The organism is Paenibacillus sp. FSL W7-1287 (assembly GCF_038004245.1).
Lineage (GTDB): Bacteria > Bacillota > Bacilli > Paenibacillales > Paenibacillaceae > Pristimantibacillus > Pristimantibacillus camelliae.
The window spans coordinates 41,587-60,000 of sequence record NZ_JBBORD010000002.1 but is presented as its reverse complement, the minus strand read 5'-3'; the positions used below and the strand labels follow the sequence as shown (position 1 = coordinate 60,000).

General features: G+C 44.0%; 13 protein-coding genes (1 of these 13 only partly in view). 2 read left to right on the top strand and 11 right to left on the bottom strand.

Annotation, left to right across the window (positions count from 1 at the left end):
- The 5 genes from NSQ99_RS20385 to NSQ99_RS20365 form a co-directional block, all read right to left on the bottom strand.
- Nucleotides 1-1,117, bottom strand: partial view of a xylose ABC transporter ATP-binding protein gene (locus tag NSQ99_RS20385; protein ID WP_251668705.1) — the 5' portion only. Its footprint begins 407 nt before the window's first position; only the first 1,117 of its 1,524 coding nucleotides appear in the window; the start codon lies at nucleotides 1,115-1,117; its stop codon lies beyond the left edge, outside the window.
- A 46-nt stretch (nucleotides 1,118-1,163) separates the two neighbouring features.
- Nucleotides 1,164-2,237, bottom strand: a complete 1,074-nt coding sequence (gene xylF, locus NSQ99_RS20380) for a D-xylose ABC transporter substrate-binding protein (RefSeq protein WP_445670562.1) — start codon at nucleotides 2,235-2,237, stop codon at nucleotides 1,164-1,166.
- 109 nt (nucleotides 2,238-2,346) lie between these two features.
- Complete coding sequence (locus NSQ99_RS20375; protein WP_340838897.1) at nucleotides 2,347-3,903, bottom strand: response regulator; 1,557 nt, start codon at nucleotides 3,901-3,903, stop codon at nucleotides 2,347-2,349.
- Nucleotides 3,896-5,344 (bottom strand): sensor histidine kinase, encoded by a 1,449-nt coding sequence (locus NSQ99_RS20370; protein WP_340838896.1) that lies wholly within the window; start codon nucleotides 5,342-5,344, stop codon nucleotides 3,896-3,898. Before NSQ99_RS20370 ends, NSQ99_RS20375 begins: the two co-directional genes overlap by 8 nt.
- Before the next feature lies 1 nt (nucleotide 5,345).
- A complete protein-coding gene (locus NSQ99_RS20365; RefSeq protein WP_340838895.1) occupies nucleotides 5,346-6,284 on the bottom strand; it encodes a sugar ABC transporter substrate-binding protein in 939 nt (312 codons plus the stop codon).
- Between the two features lie 483 nt (nucleotides 6,285-6,767).
- Between NSQ99_RS20365 and glsA the strand changes: the two genes are divergently transcribed.
- Nucleotides 6,768-7,715: a glutaminase A gene (glsA, locus tag NSQ99_RS20360; RefSeq protein ID WP_340839216.1), complete on the top strand. Its 948-nt coding sequence runs from the start codon at nucleotides 6,768-6,770 to the stop codon at nucleotides 7,713-7,715.
- Between the two features lie 43 nt (nucleotides 7,716-7,758).
- Here the strand turns inward: glsA and NSQ99_RS20355 are convergent, their stop codons facing one another.
- The 4 genes from NSQ99_RS20355 to NSQ99_RS20340 form a co-directional block, all read right to left on the bottom strand.
- Nucleotides 7,759-8,220 (bottom strand): hypothetical protein, encoded by a 462-nt coding sequence (locus NSQ99_RS20355; protein WP_340838894.1) that lies wholly within the window; start codon nucleotides 8,218-8,220, stop codon nucleotides 7,759-7,761.
- Nucleotides 8,221-8,269: 49 nt separating this feature from the next.
- Nucleotides 8,270-10,150 (bottom strand): ABC transporter ATP-binding protein, encoded by a 1,881-nt coding sequence (locus NSQ99_RS20350; protein WP_445670571.1) that lies wholly within the window; start codon nucleotides 10,148-10,150, stop codon nucleotides 8,270-8,272.
- Nucleotides 10,151-10,158: 8 nt separating this feature from the next.
- Nucleotides 10,159-11,934 carry an ABC transporter ATP-binding protein gene (locus NSQ99_RS20345; RefSeq protein WP_445670561.1) on the bottom strand — a complete coding sequence of 592 codons (1,776 nt, stop codon included), beginning with the start codon at nucleotides 11,932-11,934 and terminating at the stop codon, nucleotides 10,159-10,161.
- Between the two features lie 149 nt (nucleotides 11,935-12,083).
- The gene (locus tag NSQ99_RS20340; protein WP_340839215.1) at nucleotides 12,084-12,986 is read right to left on the bottom strand and encodes an ArsR/SmtB family transcription factor; all 903 of its coding nucleotides are present in this window, start codon (nucleotides 12,984-12,986) and stop codon (nucleotides 12,084-12,086) included.
- Nucleotides 12,987-13,271: 285 nt separating this feature from the next.
- Here NSQ99_RS20340 and NSQ99_RS20335 point away from each other — a divergent pair, with 285 nt between their 5' ends.
- On the top strand, nucleotides 13,272-16,700 hold the full coding sequence (locus tag NSQ99_RS20335; protein ID WP_340838891.1) for a choice-of-anchor I family protein: 3,429 nt from the start codon (nucleotides 13,272-13,274) through the stop codon (nucleotides 16,698-16,700).
- A gap of 83 nt (nucleotides 16,701-16,783) precedes the next feature.
- Here NSQ99_RS20335 and NSQ99_RS20330 read toward each other — a convergent pair whose 3' ends face one another.
- Entirely contained in the window at nucleotides 16,784-17,392 is a 609-nt protein-coding gene (locus NSQ99_RS20330; protein ID WP_340838890.1) for a hypothetical protein, read from the bottom strand.
- A gap of 105 nt (nucleotides 17,393-17,497) precedes the next feature.
- A complete protein-coding gene (locus NSQ99_RS20325) occupies nucleotides 17,498-18,358 on the bottom strand; it encodes a glycoside hydrolase family 43 protein (RefSeq protein WP_340838889.1) in 861 nt (286 codons plus the stop codon).
- Nucleotides 18,359-18,414: the final 56 nt, after the last annotated feature.

Here is an 18,414-nt window from a genome sequence, read left to right as displayed (position 1 = left end):
CGCTAGAGATGTGCCTTAAGCTGGAAAGCGTTATATTGTTCTTAACATCCATACCGAGGACAAGTCCGTATTTCTTCCTATCCTCTGACACAAGAGCTAAGCCATGCTTTATCGCCTGCTGCGTGCTTTTAATTCTTACGCTTTTCCCTTCGATCTCAACCGTTCCACTCACGGCTCCTGAATATCCGCCAAACAAGCTCATTACAAGCTCTGTTCGTCCAGCTCCCATTAACCCTGCAATCCCAAAAATTTCACCTTGGCGTATCTCAAACGACAGATCATCAATCACTTTACGGCCAGGAAGATCAGGATGCATCACTGAATAATTTTGCACCTTCATCACAATGCTGCCAGTCTGCGGCTCAATTCTAGGAAATAGCTGCTTGAGCTCACGTCCCACCATTAATGAAATAACCTTTTCCTCTGTAATATCTTCGATGCTATAGGTGCCTACGGTTTTCCCATCTCGAAGAACTGTTACAGAGTCGGCTATACTGAACACTTCCTTCAGCTTGTGAGATATATAGATGCAGGTTACACCTCTTGCCTTAAATTCACGAAGAATTGAAAGCAGGATATCGACCTCCTGCTCTGTTAAAGCAGCCGTAGGCTCATCAAGAATTAATAGGTTCGCATTTTTTGATAACGCCTTGGCAATCTCAACCTGCTGCTGCTTCCCGATCCCTAACGTTCCCGTTCTTGTTTCAGGGCTTACATCTGTAAGCCCCACTTCCTTCAACCATTTTTCACTTTCCTTAAATGCTCGGTCCCAATTAATGACACCCCATCGCGCGAACTCCTTGCCTAGAAATAAGTTCTCTGCGATCGATAAATCCTTTGCAAGAGCCAGCTCCTGATAGATGATCGCAATTCCCGCCTGCTCTGCATCCTTAATCGTAGAGAAACGCTTCACATCACCGTGAATAACGATTTCCCCATCATAGGAACCGGTTGGATATAACCCGCTTAGCACCTTCATTAAAGTCGATTTCCCTGCACCATTCTCACCACATAGCGCATGGATCTCCCCTTTTTTCACCGTGAAGGTTACATCGTCAAGAGCTTTGACTCCCGGAAATTGCTTCGTAATATTTCGCATCTCTAATGCCGTCGTCATGCTCTGTCACCTCACTTCATCTTCACAGAGATAGATGTTAGTTAGCTTAATTCGCATTTTTGTAAACATCTTCTTTGGAATGGAAGCCGTCAGCAATAACCGTGGCATCGATATTGTCTTTCGTTACGGCAATCGGATCGAGCAATATAGACGGTACATCAATCTTTCCGTTATTGACTGTTTTATCCGCTCCTGGGTCTTCATCTTTCGCTAATTTAATAGCAAGCTCTGCTGCTTTCTCAGCTAATGACTTAATTGGCTTGTAAACGGTCATCGTTTGTGTGCCTTCAATAATACGCTGAGCCGCAGCAAGCTCTGCATCTTGACCAGATACCGGAATTTGTCCTGCTAAACCTTGCGCAGTTAATGCTTGAATTGCACCACCAGCTGTACCATCATTGGCTGCAACAACAGCATCAATTTCGTTATTGTTAGCTGTAAGCGCATTCTCCATATTAGACAAAGCAGCAGCAGGGTTCCAATCCTTAGACCACTGATCATATACGATCTGAATGTCGCCTTTATCGATATAAGGCTGAAGAATATTCATTGCGCCTTTTTTGAATAAATGTGCATTGTTATCTGCTTCAGAACCGCCAATATATACGTATTTACCCTTTGGCACCTGAGCTACAATCGCTTCGGCCTGCATTTCTCCAACACGCTCATTATCGAATGAAACATACAAATCAACATCGGAATTTTTAATTAATCGGTCATAGGCAAGCACCTTAATTCCCGCTTCATGTGCCTTTTCTACAATAGCTGCCGTTGCTTCCGCATTGTGGGGAACAACAACGAGTACGTCCACCCCCTGTGAGATTAACGATTCAGCCTGTGCGATTTGCTTCGCATCATCGCTGTTAGCTGCCAGCACCTCAACGGTAGCCCCTAGCTTTTCTGCTGCAGCCTTGAACAAATCTCTATCCTTCTGCCAGCGCTCCTCCTGAAGAGTATCCATAGAAAAACCAATTTTAATGCTGCCTTCCTTCGCGGAATTCGCGCCTTTGTCTGAGCTGCCTTCCTCGTTACTTCCGCTGCTGCATGCGGCTAACAAGACAATCACCGCGAGCATTAGCGCTAACATGCCACCCTTTACTTTACGCTTTCTCATCTTCATCTCTCCTCTAAATTATTAAGGAAATGTATTGATTACATGGATAAGATTAACATGGAAAATTATGTGGCGATGGGATGAAAAGCGGTAAACTCTTGCAAACGTCTGTAAATTATTGCGATGTACTGTTCATTGCTTTTCGATATTCCGTAGGGGCCATTCCACAAACCTTTTTGAATACTTTGCTAAAGTAATTTGGATCGTTATAGCCGACCTCATAGGCGATCTCTTTTAAGCTGTAGGCTGCTGTACTCATCATTTTTTTAGCTTTCTCTATTCTGCATTCCGTTAAGAAGTCGATATAGCCAATTCCGATCTGCTCCTTAAACAGCTTGCTAATATAAAATGGACTAAGCCCAACTTCGCCTGAGATCATTTCAAGCGAAAGCTCACGATGAGAGTTCTCTACAATAAATTGCTTCATTTTGTGAATCACATCGATATGGGGCTGTTTTCGATTACACTCACAATCCTCCCTCAACCGCAGCAGCAGTCGTTCCGTTTCCAATCTGAGCTCTTTGAACGTATGTATCTGAAATGGATAGAATGGAAGCTCTGTCTCTATTCCATATTCACTTATTTCATAAAATACAAACCATATCCCCTCGAGCATATGCTGTTGCGCACGATGAAGCTTCATACCACTTGCTTCTAGCTGATCAATGACCTGAAGTATAGAGGAAGTCAGTGCATCCCACATCCCTAGTCTTAGCTGCTCCTGTATTCTCTTCTCCTTCTCCCTGCTCCATAGCTTTACGGAGGCTTGGTTATCTCGATGAATGTCAGCATAATAGCTGTACTTCGCCGTTTCATTGCTTGCTGCAGCGGCTAGCAATGCTTCCTGATAGGAATACCGTACCTCATTAAGTGCTTGTCGCGGCTCACCAATTCCAATGCAGATTGACTGCTGCTGCATTCTAAGTTCGGTCATCGAGTTAAGCTCATGAACGATCGAAGCCGCTTGTGAACGAAACGATCGATTTCCTTCAAGGAAGCCGATAATAGGCAAGCAGCCACCTGACATCGCACCAACCCAGCCATTGCCTAATTGTCTAAACTTCAGCTTAACCGCTTGCAGTAATTTTTCAGGCGAATCATATGAACGCAATCGAATGACTAGCACGAACACGTCAGTATTCCATCTCATCGATTCTCCTAATAGATTAATCATTTCATCCAAATGCACTTCATGAACATGGTCGTACAGCAATTGTGTCACGATATCTGCTTCTACAATCGGTATCATTTTATCGAGCTTTTGATGCATCACTGCATGTCGTTCCTGTTCGGCCCGCTCCTGCTGTATCTGCTCTAGCACACGACCTACAACCGCTTGGATCTCAGCGATTTTGCTGGGCTTTAAGATATAGTCCTTCACACCAAGCTTTATTGCTTGTCTTGCATACTCGAACGTATCATAGGCAGTGACCATAATATAGCGAATATGCGGGTAGCTTGCTGATATACATTCGATTGCTTCCAGACCATTCATGACTGGCATCTTAATATCCATAATGATAAGATCCGGCTTAAACTGAGGGACGAGTTCTACCGCAGCCTGCCCATGCTTTGCAAGCTCAATAACAGCATCGGGATAGGCACGCAGCAGTATTGCGCGCATCCCCTCTCGTTCAATCTGCTCATCATCAACAATAAGAATGTTAAGCATCACTGTTCCCTCCTCTATACTTTGGCAATAATAGCCTTACGGTTGTGCCTTGTCCTTTATTGCTATCGATCTCAATCACATTCTCTTGACCATAGAATAGACGCAATCGCTTTACGACATTACTAAACCCTATGCCTGTTGAATGTCCGTCCCTTCTCGGCTCGGCTTCCTCAAGTATTTGCTGAATCCGTTCGGCTGACATGCCCATTCCTTCATCTTTAATCTCCACAAGAATACGATCGCTTGCTTCTCTAATATGTAAAGTAATCGTTCCTCCGTGCTCTAGTGGCTCTATGGCATGGATGACTGCATTCTCTATAATGGGCTGTAAGGTTAAGCCTGGTAGCTGGATGTATAGACAGCTCTCATCGATATGCTCAATATAGCGCAATCGTTCCGTAAATCTTGTTTGTTGGATAAGCATATACTCTCTTAATATCATCACTTCTTCATATAGCGTAACTGGACGATCAAGTCTTTTTAAGCTGTAGCGAAGCAACCTAGCTACACTTGCAATCAAATCGCTCGTCTCCTCCAAGCCTTCGAGGTACACTTTTTTTGATAGTGTATCAAGCGTATTGAATAGAAAGTGTGGGTGGATTTGACTTTGGAGGCTAAGCAGCTGACTTTCCTGCAGCAGAAGCTTATTCGATTGCAGCTCCCTTTCCAGCTGAGCCTTATGCTGTATCTCTGAAAAGAGATTGTTTATATTAACCCGCATTCTATCAAAGGTTTTTGCTAGAAAGGATATTTCATCGTTGCCTGCAATCTCTACCGACGTATCGAATCTACCGCGAGACAGCTCTCTGGCAGCTTGTGTTAGCTTATAGATAGGTCTTGTTATGCTGTATGAGAATAAATAAGTGAATAACAGCAGGATGCACGTAATCATTGCAATCATCGATAAGCCAAGCTTGTTTAGCAGCTCAGACTGCTTAATCATATCGCGATAAAACTGATCATATGTTTTCAGCTCTGTATCGAAAAGAGTTAACGTCATCTCAGATATATAGGTAGATAGGCGCGTCGCATCTGTGAAATCATTTATTGATTCTTCCTTCTTGTTTTCATGTAAGGAGCGTATAGAGCGATCCGTAGAATTTATCAAGCTATCAATTAGATTCAAATAGTTCGTTAAAGTAAATAGATTCGCATCATTTTTCAGCTGAGCAATTTGCTCCTTCGCTTCTGTCAGCATTCTGCGCTCATTGTCCAGCACATAAAGCTTGTCGTTTGATGGAGTTTGTATGTAATTGTTTAGTGTGGTGACTAGCTCCCGGCTCAATGCACTAACCTCATTCATTTGAAGATAACGCTGAAGAATATCATTATATTGATTTTGCATTTTTTGATTATAGTACGTTAATGCGACCCATATGACGACCATACTGCAGACAACGACAGCTACGAGTGTATAGATCTTTTTTTGTATCGTATTCATCCTATATATCCTCAGCTTTCAGCAAACGTATATTGGTATAGTAGCCTTGCGTATCCACTGGAAAAACCTCACGGTTCAGCCATTGCACCATTTTCTCAACGCTTTGATAGCCCATTGTTTCTGGTGATTGCTCGATAAGTCCGCTCAGCTTCCCTTCCTTAAGCAGCGAACGGCTTTCCGCACTATCGTCAAATGAGTAAAGATAGAAATCAGCAATTCTTGCGCGCTTAGCAATTTCCTGGACCATAGCACTTGCATTATGAGAGGTTATAGAAACAAAAGCATCTAGCTTCGGTTCTCGATTCATAATATCGTTCGTAGCGGCAATCACTTCTTCGCGTGAATCACCGGCAATGACGATAAACGGTTCTATTGCTGCTCCTTTATTCAGCTCGGTTAATATGCCAGAGAGACGTTTACTTTGGTAATCCTCTTCTTGATCAGAAAGCATTAGTACAACCTTACCTTTAGCCTCTTGCCCAATGTCAGCTAGCAGCTGCTGTCCGATCATTTGTCCAGCACGCTTATGATCAGAGCCGATATAGGTTCTCCTTAAGCTTTTTTCAATCGAGACATCATTGGCAATCGTAAATACTGGTATACCGTTACCCGCCGCTTTGACCGTTGTTAATTTATTAAATTCATCATGATCAAGCCCCTGTACGATAATGCCATCGACTTTAGAGGCAATGGCGATCTCCATTTTGCGTAAGAAATCTACTTGATTCGTTCCATAGCTGCCCCACACCGAAAGCTCTACTTGATAATCATTCGCAGCTGCTTGTGCCCCCGCTTCTACCTCATTCCAAAACGGGGTGTCCATTTGCTGTGTAATAAGTACGATACGATAAGCGGAGGCTTGCTCCTGACTAAGCTCATCTGGGGCAAGAAGATCGTACCTAAAGATTTGAATTAAGATGGAAAGTGTAAAAATGAACATTACTGCACTAGCGCATGACAAAACAATTATGATGAATTTCCTCATTGCTTCCTTAGCCTCCCCTTGGGTTAAAGCGCTTACATTAAAGTGTACCAGAAACATACAGTTATTGTTAATACGGTAAATGTTTTACTCGACATCATTGTAATGTAATAGAGGCCGCGGAGAATTCGTTCTCACTTCTCTACGTAATGAGCAAGCTGCTTTAAGCCTCATACATTGCATTACTCAGACATTTGTATCTCAGTAGCGAATAAATTGTACTCATCCTTGGCAAACACTACAGTGAATGTGATTAGCGTATTCAGCGAAGCGCTAATAATCAAATTCAATATTAATGCATAAATTGCGGCATTATATATTTACTCATGAATAGTGTTTTTTTGATCATAAATGTATTTTTGCATGGCGAACCGTTCATGTTACAATACAAAAAAACTCAAATTCAACCGTGCAAAAGAAAGGATGCTTCCAATGAATACTATGCCGAAAATGGAAGAGCGTTTACCTCATTTAGTTGAACAGCTAGATGGATGGATCGAGAAAAGCAAATCATTATGTCAGCACGGAAAAGTAGCGTCCTATATTCCAGAGCTTGCAAAAGGCAATCAAGCTGCACTCGGTATTCACCTTATCGATGGATATGGCAATGAAGCAATGGCCGGTGATGCTTCGACTGTGTTCACACTGCAAAGCATATCCAAAGTGTTTTCCTTACTGCTTGCTCTTATGGACCATGGTGAGCAGCTTGTATTCGATAAGGTCGGGATGGAGCCAACAGGTGACAGCTTTAACTCGATGCTGAAGCTGGAGCTTGTCCAGCCCGGCATTCCGTTCAACCCACTTATTAACGCAGGCGCAATTGCTATTTCCTCTCTTATTACTGGAGCTTCTCAGCAGCATAAGCTGGATCGCGTGCTCGATTTTTTCAGATTAATATCAGGCAATGAGCAGCTTAACTACAATGAAGCGGTGTACCAGTCAGAGCTGCAGACAGCTGATCTGAACCGTTCGATGGCGTATTTCCTTAAGGATAAAGGTGTGATCGAGCAATCGGTTGATGACGTGCTCGATGTGTACTTTCACCATTGCTCGATTGATGCGACATGCAAGGACTTAGCGCGTATGGGTCTATTACTAGCTTACAACGGTTATGATCCGATTCGTGGCAAGCAGCTCGTTCCGAAACGGTATGTGCAAATTGCAAAATCATTTATGGTGACATGTGGTATGTATAATGCGTCAGGGCAGTTTGCGATCCAAGCTGGCATACCTGCAAAGAGTGGTGTGTCTGGTGGCATATTGACCCTTATTCCTGGTGCGGTTGGAATTGGCGTGATCGGACCCGCGTTAAACAGTAAAGGAAACAGCATTGCCGGAGTTGATTTGCTAGAGAAGCTTTCCCAGCATTATGATTTAAGCATTTTTTAACGAAACAAAAACGGACGATCAGCTATAAGCTGACCGTCCGTTTTCACAAGTTTTTACCTTGTACATAGGCTTTGATATCTCTTATCATTGCTTGTGCTTTTTTATTACCCCAATAGCCGAGATGATATACTTTTGATCCGATGAGAATTTCTTTGGAGCCAATATTACTTATAACGAATCCGTTATGCGAAATATGAACGAACTCATTGCCTCCACCCTTAATCGAAGATCCTCCAAACAAAGTTCGCAGAGAGCGATGATACGAATAGTTACGCAAGATGTCCATAAATTGTTCGTAAGGCTGTGTCCCAGGTTCGATAATGATATCGGTTTTAAGATGCATGATCTCAACTGAACCAAACTCACCATATACGTTTTCAGAGTATTGGACATACATATCCACATTCTCATCAATGACCTTTGTAAATGATTGTGGCCAGTAAAATATTATTCCACTCGTTACAATTGCAGCTATACTTAAGAATAAAATTAACCTTTTTATCATTCATTCTCCAATCATCAATTACTTATATTTACGAAGCCTACCCTTTAGTCTATGCCTCGAGCAACTGCTGACCAAGCACAAGCTTGCGATATAAGCCTTCCTGCTTAGACAATTCCTCATGTGAGCCAATCTGAGAAATCTTACCTTTTTCAAGCACTACAATTTTATCCGCTTGTGTAATGGTATTAAGTCGATGTGCAATAACAAATGAGGTTCTGCCCTGCATTAGACGCTGCAATGCTTCTTGTATTTTGATTTCCGTAACGGTATCAATGCTGCTTGTCGCTTCATCTAATATGAGAATCGCCGGATTGGCAATTAATGCTCTTGCAATGGCTATCAGCTGCTTTTGACCTTGACTGATGCCCGTACCACCTAATTTAAGCTCAGTCTGATAACCATCCTTAAGTCGCATAATAAAGGAATGTGCATTGGCAAGCCTTGCTGCTTCATATACTTCCTCATCTGAGGCATCAAGTCGTCCATAACGAATATTGTCCAGTATTGTCCCCTCGAACAGAAAAGGATCCTGCAGCACAAACGCCATATGGCTGCGAAGGCTTTCTCGCGTATAGCTGGCTATGTTATGGCCGTCAATCCGAATCGTCCCACCTGTAGGCTCATAAAAACGAGATAGCAGTGAAATTAATGTTGTTTTCCCCGCGCCGGTTGGTCCAACAAAAGCGACCATTTCACCTGCTTTTACTTCAAAGCTTGCCTGCTGAATAATTGGTCTGCCTTCCTCGTACTGGAAGTTTACTCCTTCAAAGGTAACATCACCATTTACAGTCGCCAAATGCTTAGCTGCTTGCTCATCCTTCACTTCTATCGGCTCATCTAGGATTTGAAAGACGCGCTCTGCTCCTGCAATCGCTGATAGCAACGTGTTCCACTGGTTAGCTAGATCGTTAAGCGGTCTTGTAAACTGTCGAGCATACTCTGCAAAAATAATAATCATGCCGACTGTAACAGAATCTGTCCAAAGTGTAAGCAGCGCTCCAACGCCAACAATAAGCGCGAAGTTCATAGAATTAAGCCCGTTCATCAGCTTAGGAATAAATCCTGATATCGCTTGTGCCCAATAACCAGATAAACGAATTTTCTCATTGCGCTCCGTAAAACCAGCAATGACAGCCTCTTCCTGTGCAAACGCCTTTATAATTTTCTGTCCAGACAATGTTTCCTCAACAAATCCATTGAGAGAGCCCAAGCTCTTTTGCTGCATGCGGAACAATCGACTTGTACGGCTTGAGATCCATTTCATCCCGAAAAACATCAATGGGATAACGATAAAGGTCAGCAATGTTAATATCGGGCTAAGGCTGACCATCACCACGATTATTCCTGCTAGTGTTAACGTACTGGAGCAGATTTGAATAAAGGAGCTGTTCATCGAGGAGCTAATATTCTCAATATCATTACTCGCTCGACTCATTAAATCTCCTTGCTGCCGTTTTGTAAAGAATGAGATCGGCAAGCGATGGAATTGCGCAAATAAATCCGTGCGCAGCTTGTAGACGGTCTGCTGAGATACCTGAATCATCCATATGTTTTGCAGCCAAGCGGACAGCGCCTGCCCACCATAGATAAGTGCTGTAAGCAAGAGCATCATAAGTAATCCATCACGTGCTTCCATAATATAATGATCAATCATATGACCGACCATATAAGGTCCTAGCAGTGACAATCCAGTTGCTGCGACGATCATTAGGAGCACTGCAATTAAACGACCTCGATACGTTGCGAGATACCCCCATATCCGTTTGAGTGTATTCCACATTTGATCGGGACGCTTTACACGCTCTGGTGCACGACCAGGAGCACCACCAAGCCCAAGTCCCTTTGACGAGCTCTCATCACCAAAGCCTTCCTGTGCAAGGAACTCACTTGGCTTTGCATAGGAGAATGGAGCGATAAAAAACAGCTTTATTCTACCGATTAAGGTGCGGTGAGCTCGTGTTTGATATTGTTGTTCGTCCACTGTGCTTCACGCTCCTTTCCCCATTGCGATTCAACGATTTTTTGGTAAAGCGTAGATTGCAGCATAAGCTGCTCGTGCGTTCCTTGCATGATCACTTGTCCTTCATCCAGAATTAATATGGAATCAGCACGAACCGTTGTACTCATTTTTTGCGTAATGATCAACACCGTACAGGACAGCTTGCTAATTGCATCAAGAAGCTTACGCTCTGTTTCGACATCGAGAGCACTCGTGCAATCATCTAGCAGAAGAATAGATGGCTTGCGGACTAATGCTCTTGCAATACTTACACGCTGCTTCTGTCCGCCAGATAGATTCACACCTTTTTGACCAATCATCGTTTCATACCCCTGCGGCAGATCCATAATTGCCTCATGAATTTGTGCCTGCTTTGCTGCCCACACTACTTCCTCCATTGTAGCGTCTAGCTTTCCCCACCGTATGTTATCTGCAACCGTTCCTGTAAACAGCAATATCTCCTGCGGGACATAGCCAATGTTGTTGCGGAGCTTGTGAAGTGAGTAATGATCAAGCCGCTTCTGATCAATCGTAATTACTCCTGCATCGGGATCCACCATCCTCGGGATGAGCTGCAGAAGGCTGGACTTTCCAGAGCCGGTTGCCCCCATAATAGCCAGCATACTACCTGCCCTCGCTTTGAACGAGATCTGTGACAGCGTTTGCAGAGAGGATTCAGGATATGAGAAGCTGACATCTGTAAAGCTGATGTCACCATTAATCTGCGAGCTTGCAGACTGGCTCTTTGCATGGTCCTGCTCTTGATCAGCAGATTCAAACACCTCATCGATCCTTTGCATCGAAGCAGATGCCCTTGCAATCGTATTAACAATCATCGAAATCATCGACAATGCCCCGGTGATACGCATTGCATAGTTTACAATCGCGACGATTTCCCCAACCGATACATTGGAACCACTGTTTAATTGATCACGTGCTGCCCACAGCATCAGTAGGATACAGCCGTTAATTAATACAAGCACAACAGGATTAGATAGCTCGGCAAGAATCATCGTTGCAACGGTGCGTGCACGCAGCTCATTGTTCTTCTGTTGGAATTGCTTGCTTTCATAGCTCATTCGCCCAAAAACTCGAATAAGACGGACACTCATTAAGCTTTGCTGCATAACCTTATTGACTTGGTCTAGCTTTTCCTGTACTTTACGGAAAAGTTTATTGTTACGTACCATTAGCCAGCCAAGGAATACAGCTAGAATGGGAAAAGCAATAAGCAAATATATTGCCAGCTGCATGTTTAATGCCATCGCCATAATTAAGCTGCATATGACGAGGAGCGGCGCGCGAAGCATAATACGCATTCCCATAAATACAGCGTTTTGCACCTGATTGACGTCATTGCTAATGCGAGTAAGCAGTGATGCCTCCTCATGCTTGCCGAATACACTGCTGCTCATGCGCTGAATACTTTCATATAGCTTTTGCCTAACATCATAGCCGAAATTTTGACTTACATAGGCTGAATAAAAGGAGCCTATAATTCCAACACCAAATGCTAGAATGGTAGTTCCGAGTAATATGCCCCCCCATAAAAAAATACTTTCTGTCCGCCCAGCGACGATGCCTTCATCAATAACCTTAGACATCATGAAAGGCTGTGCAACCTCAACAACTAGCTCAATTAGCATTAAACTAACCGCAAATATCGCGTAGAGCTTATAGCTTGCTAAAAATCGTGAAAACGTTCGCAACAGCACTCCCTCCTTATATTGCTATTATAAGTCAAAACGGTAGAAAACTTGAATCTTTTTTTATAACTCTAAATATCTTAAGTTAAAGATTATTGACTCACTTAAAAAGCATCGGCTGCGGTCTCCCTGTTCCGATGCTTCTTGTTGTGGTACTTCTATTCATAATAGGTACGAAATGATATATCTCTACTATAGTTGCCAAAGCCTTTGCCGAACAAGGTTAACCCACCGACATGACGCGCATCTTCCTTGACGCCTAGCTTAAAGCTCCAAACATTACGATCGGCCTTCAGATCGTGAAGTGTTACGTCAGAAATTTGCTGACCATCGATCCAGCTGCCCGTGTCATCTATGCGCAATACTTTAAGTAAGCCATATTGATTGACCGGGTCTCCCCACCAGGATGGTGAAAATCTGCCTCGCTCTTCACCAAAGTCACCTGGACTTGTCCACACTCCTACTTCCGTGCCATTAATCTGAAAAAATATGTCTGATGGCCAGTTTTCATTATAGCCTGGTGCTTCCGATCCGAGCTCAAGTGAAATTTCGATTGCTATCATTTTTTGATTCGTAAGCAAATAGTTTGGTATTTTATATTCCAAGTACCCATGACCGAGCCATAAAATCCCTGCATTCACCCGCTCCGGAGTGTAGAAGTATCGCGGATCATCAAACTGCCCGATTACACGCTCCGGGGTCGCTAAGCCACATGTAGGATGTATATCAAATTCCGTATAATGTCCGATCGGTATCGTAACCTCATGACATTTATATTGACCGACGCTTTGAAAAGGAAACTCGATATGAATATCATGCACGGCAAGTGAACACATTTTATGTGTACCGCCATCCTTACGAACCATTCTCGTAGACACAAGTCCCGCCTTTTCAAGCTTCTTAACATGCATCGTCACAATTGCACTGCTTAGCTCTAGTGAGGCGGCTAGCTGTTTTACGTTCATCGAGTCATGCGACAATAGCTTAATCATTTCTAAGCGCACTTCACTTGCCAGCGCTTCATATAGAGGTAACCATTTCTTATCTGTATTAGCCTCAATCATTGCTATCGACCCTTCCCGTTCATCTTCTTAACCGACATATCAATTTTCGATCGATCAACTGTTATCGGTTTCTATTCTTAATAAAGGTTCAATACGCAGAGACTTCAGGACCGTGAAGATGGTACGTCATCAAGCTTCTGCTTTGTGAATTTCCTAATTTCAATATTAACAGATTTATCTATCTCTGTATGCAAACTTTATAATTCCTTAAAAAATCGTTAACAATAGGCTGACAATCACTTGTTACATTTAGTCCGATATATATCATTGGGAGGGAAATGAATGAACTTCAAAAGTGGATTATTAGCGATCGGTCTATCTGTTTCATTGTTAACAGCTCAAGTCCCAACGATCCAAGCCGAAGCTGGCGCACCTACATCGGAAGCCTGGCTGTCTTTTGCTGGACAAGGTGACTTGGAAGCGAGACTAATCGCACGTTATTCAAGTGGTGCTGCATTCGAGGAGGGAGGCACTGAAATTGTCGCCTATGATTCACTGCACCAACAAATGTATTCTGTTAATGGTGCCGAAAAAGCGTTAGATATTATATCTATATCGTCCTTATCCTCTGCAAAGAGCAAGAGCAACGCTATTCATGAAATACAGCTTACAAAGAGAATCTCTCTCGAGCAATTAAGCAAGCAAAGCTTATCATTAAGCGACATTACTAGCGTCGCTATCCATCCGTCGAACGAGTACGTCGCCATAGCAGCGCCTGCCGATCCCGTGACAGATGCAGGCTACATTATCTTCATTCGTCATGATGGAACATATCTTAATCATGTTCAGGTAGGTGTTCTGCCTGATATGGTTACCTTTACACCAGATGGCAAGCATGTGCTCGCAGCCAATGAAGGGCAGCCCAACGACGATTACACGATTGATCCCGTTGGCTCTGTCAGCATCATTAACGTTGAGCAAGGAGTTCAAAGCATATCAGCAAGTGCTGTTACGACAGCAGGCTTCGATAAAGTAGAGGCAGATGGCATTCGTATCGTGAAGCCAGGAGCAAGCTTCAGCGAGGACGCTGAGCCAGAATACATAGTTGTAGCAGATGACAGCAGCAAGGCTTATGTGGCGCTTCAGGAAAGCAATGCTATCGCGGTGCTTGATCTGAAGACAAAGCAAATTACAGACGTACATGATCTAGGAGTAATCGACCATTCGTTGCCAGGATACGCACTCGATGCCTCAGATAAGGACGGAGTAGCAAGTCTAAAAAACTGGCCTGTGCTAGGCATGTTTATGCCAGACGGTATGAGCATGTATACGGTAGATGGTAAAAGCTATATCTTAACTGCCAACGAAGGCGATGCTAAGGATTATGATGGCTTCTCAGAAGAGGCTCGTGTTAAGGATCTAGCTGATCGCATCGCACTTGATGCTTCCTATTATAAAGGCTTTACTCAGGAGCAGCTGGATGCCATGGCAGAAACGATGTTTGCTGATGAGCAGCTTGGCCGACTAAAAACAACGACAAGTGTAGCACTGAACAAGGACGGCAAGCAGGAAGCAATATATTCCTATGGCACGCGCTCCTTCTCCATATGGGATGCTGATACGATGGAGCTTGTATTTGACAGTGGTGATCAATTTGAACGCATCACCAAGCTAGCTAACCCTGCTGGCTTCAATACAGATAATGCTGAAAACAGCGTCGATAGCCGTTCTGACGATAAAGGTGTGGAGCCAGAGGCCGTAACCGTGGGTAAGGTAGGCGACACTAGCTACGCATTCGTAGGCTTAGAGCGTGCAGGTGGAATTATGGCATATGATCTGTCTAACCCTGCAGCTCCTGTGTTTGATCTTTACTTTTCTTCTCGCAGCTATGATGCGGATGAAGAAATCCCATCCGGTGATGTTGCACCTGAGGGCTTGACGTTTATCGATGCAAGCAACAGCCCAACAGGTGAAGCGCTGCTGCTTGTTGCGAACGAGCTTAGCGGCACAATTGCGATCTATGAATTAACGGAATCTGATCAAATTAGATTGCAAATCGTTGCCACAAACGATATCCACTCCCGTGTATATGAAGACGGTGGCATGGGCTACGCGAAGATCGCAACGATCGTAGAACAAGCTCGTGCGATCAATCCCAATACCATTGTGCTTGACGCAGGCGATACTTTACACGGCCAAACCTTCTCTACACTAGTAGAAGGCTCAAGTATTATTGAGCTTATGAATGAAATTGGCTACGCAGCGATGACTACAGGGAACCATGACTACAATTATGGCTCCGATCGCCTACATGAGCTTGGCGAGCAAGCAGCATTCCCGATTCTAGCTGCAAACGTTAAGAAGACAGACGGCTCTTACGCATATGAACCATATGTGGTCAAAGAAATGGATGGAATTAAGCTAGGTATTTTCGGAATTGCAACACCTGAAACTGTCTATAAAACACATCCGAACAACGTAGCTGGAATTACGTTCACAGACCCTGCAACTGCAGCGCAAGAAATGGTCAACACGCTGAAGGACAAGGCTGACGTCATTATTAATCTCGCACATTTAGGAACAGATGGCTCTACGATCGCTGCTAATCGTTCCGATGCTGTAGCTGAAAAAGTAGATGGTATTGACGTAGTTATTGATGGACATAGTCATGAGCTTATCAATCGAACGGTAAATGATGCACTTCTCGTTCAGTTTGGCGAATATGGAGAACAGGTTGGTATCATTACCCTCGTGCTGGAGGATGGCAAGCTTGTCGACAAGCAATCACATTATATTACTGCTGATGATGCGTCAACGTTGCCTGCACACCCTGAGGTAGCTGCGCTTGTTAAGAAAACGACGGAAGCTCAGCAAGTCATTCTTGATCAAGTGATCGGCAAAACCGATGTGAAGCTCATTGGAGAACGTGAGGTCGTTCGTACAGGCGAATCGAATCTTGGCAACCTGATTACGGATGCAATGGTTGCTTCAACAGGTGCCGATGCTGCAATCACGAACGGCGGCGGTATTCGTGCCTCGATCGAGTCAGGTGAAATTACTAAAGGTGACGTTATTACAGTTCTACCTTTTGGTAACTTTATCGTGACAATTGAAGTAACGGGACAAGAGCTGAAGGATGCACTCGAGGTAGGTGCTGGCGGTTACCCTGCAGCTAAGGGCGCGTTCACGCACGTATCTGGCATTACCTATAAAATCGATCCGGAAGCTGAAGCTGGTGATCGTGTTCATAGCGTCACTGTGAATGGCAAAGCGCTTGAGCTAAATCGTACGTACACCCTTGCAACGAATGATTTCTTAGCTGCAGGTGGCGACGAATATACAATGCTGGCTGACAATACGATCATTAATAACGCTGGAACACTTGATGAAGAGCTTATCCGATTCATTCAGAAGCAGGACACCATCTCACCTCAGGTTGAGCAGCGTATTATAGTAGAAGCGAAACAGAAAGACAGCAGTAAGCCTGCTGCCGGTGGAAACGGTAATGTAACGAATGAAACGGTTGCTGAGAAGCCAGCTAAACCGTCCAACAACGCTAACAACTCAAGTAGCTCAAACAATACTGGAAGCAACAACACGCAAGGTAAGCCTGCAGCGCAAGTGAATATGTACATCGTGAAAAAAGGCGATACGCTATCTAAAATTGCAAGGCAGCACAAAACAACGTGGCAAAGGCTTCAGCAAGTGAATAAGCTAAAAAATCCTCATCTGATTTATCCAGGACAACAGCTTATCATTCCTTCCCCATAAGCGAACCAATCGCTTATGCTCAAAAAGCCCCGCAGCTAACTACATGGCTGCGGGGCTTCCTTATTGGTGTCATTTAAGAAAATTTACTCTACGATAAAATGAATAGACGTGTTAAAGTCATAAGCCTCGCTTGGCTCAGAGCCATGAATGAGAAAGCTTGCGTGTGCAGTTATCGTATATCTTCCTTCGGGCAATTGATCATCTGTCAGCTCTTTTACAAAGGCGACATAGTCCGGATCATCCTGCTCCGAGAAACCGCCTGTAAAGGTGTAGTCAATTGTTACAGGTTGATCCTTCTTCAGCAGTGTAACGATATATGGCTGTGGCATTGCACCGTCTATCTCGATATTTCTAGTATGCTCCTTAATGCTGAAGCCAACAGGATACATCGCATGGCCGATCTCAATCTCCTGCTCCCCTTTATATACTAGCTCTGCATATACCTTAATCGGCTCATCTACCGCATACTTCAGCTTATCTGTCGTAATACTGAGCTCATAATCACCCTGTACGGCTTTCGTGCTTAATACGAGCTCTTCATCCGAGAAGCCTACTTGATCTATAACTTCCCCCTGCTCGCTTCCTTGCTGCTTATTTCCTCCATTTGTCGTACCATTGTTGCTATTAACAGCCTCATCTCCACATGCTGCAAGCAGCAGCGTCGCTAATAACACTATTATAAGCTTTTTCATTGCTCTCGCCCCTTCATGTCGCCATATCTACTAAACGAACGTATGGCTCCATTAGTTGCTATTCTGACGATAAAGGAATATTACCCCAAGCTAGCTAACTTTAGGCTAAAAATCAACTGGAATAAATCGTGCTCGTTCGTTTGGGGTTTGATTAGGTCCATGCAGGGCAAGCATGCGCTGACCATCAAAGGTATAAAATACCATCGCATGTCCGCCGTCATCTGTATATACAGGCTCCTTCTGATGCACCCAAGGCCCCGTCACCTTCCCGCTAGACGAAACCGCCAGTCCTTGCGCGTATCGGTTATCAATGAAGCTGGCCCACAGCAAGCATAGCTCGCCTGATTTGTTCTTAAACATAAACGATCCGTCTGTCACATAGATCTTCTCATAATCGAAGCGTGCATGCTTAAATGAGGTAGGCCAAGGTGCCTCTGATGCACGAAACAACAGCTGTGGCTCAGTTACTGCCTCGCTTAAATCTTCGCTTAGCTGGACGATGCACACCTCTCCGTCTCCTACCTGCTGCCACTCATGACAAAATACCATCCAAGGCTTACCTTCATCATCCACATAAAGGGAGCCATCCAAGCAGCACCACTCCTTCGGCGTCACTACTCCGTCACTGTGGAGCTTAAACGGACCGTATAAGGAATCACTTTTTAATACGGCTGTCCCTAGCAGATCATTCTCTCTTCTGCGGAACGTAGCAAACATATAGAAGGAGCCTTTATACTCGTACACTTCCGGCGCCCAAAAGTTTTTATCCGAGAAAAACCCTTCATAATTGCGAAATACTTCAAACGGTCCTTCCCAATCCTCCAAATTCGAGCTCACGTACATCTCAAAGCTTGTTCCTTCTTGCCATATGTTTTTATCGGTAGAGCCATACATATAATACTTTCCTTCGTCAGAACGAGGTACGATAAATGGGTCACGAATTTGAATCTGTGATAGCTTCTTCACGCGCTCAGCTCTCCTTTACTCTAGATAAGCTTAGGTTATATCTATATCGATCAAGT

What these genes read in the sequence shown, in the direction of transcription:
- xylF (WP_445670562.1), bottom strand. Translation starts at nt 2,237, where the DNA reads ATGAAGATGAGAAAGCGTAAAGTAAAGGGTGGCATGTTAGCGCTAATG.
- NSQ99_RS20375 (WP_340838897.1), bottom strand. Translation starts at nt 3,903, where the DNA reads ATGCTTAACATTCTTATTGTTGATGATGAGCAGATTGAACGAGAGGGG.
- NSQ99_RS20370 (WP_340838896.1), bottom strand. Translation starts at nt 5,344, where the DNA reads ATGAATACGATACAAAAAAAGATCTATACACTCGTAGCTGTCGTTGTC.
- NSQ99_RS20365 (WP_340838895.1), bottom strand. Translation starts at nt 6,284, where the DNA reads ATGTTCATTTTTACACTTTCCATCTTAATTCAAATCTTTAGGTACGAT.
- glsA (WP_340839216.1), top strand. Translation starts at nt 6,768, where the DNA reads ATGCCGAAAATGGAAGAGCGTTTACCTCATTTAGTTGAACAGCTAGAT.
- NSQ99_RS20355 (WP_340838894.1), bottom strand. Translation starts at nt 8,220, where the DNA reads ATGATAAAAAGGTTAATTTTATTCTTAAGTATAGCTGCAATTGTAACG.
- NSQ99_RS20335 (WP_340838891.1), top strand. Translation starts at nt 13,272, where the DNA reads ATGAACTTCAAAAGTGGATTATTAGCGATCGGTCTATCTGTTTCATTG.
- NSQ99_RS20330 (WP_340838890.1), bottom strand. Translation starts at nt 17,392, where the DNA reads ATGAAAAAGCTTATAATAGTGTTATTAGCGACGCTGCTGCTTGCAGCA.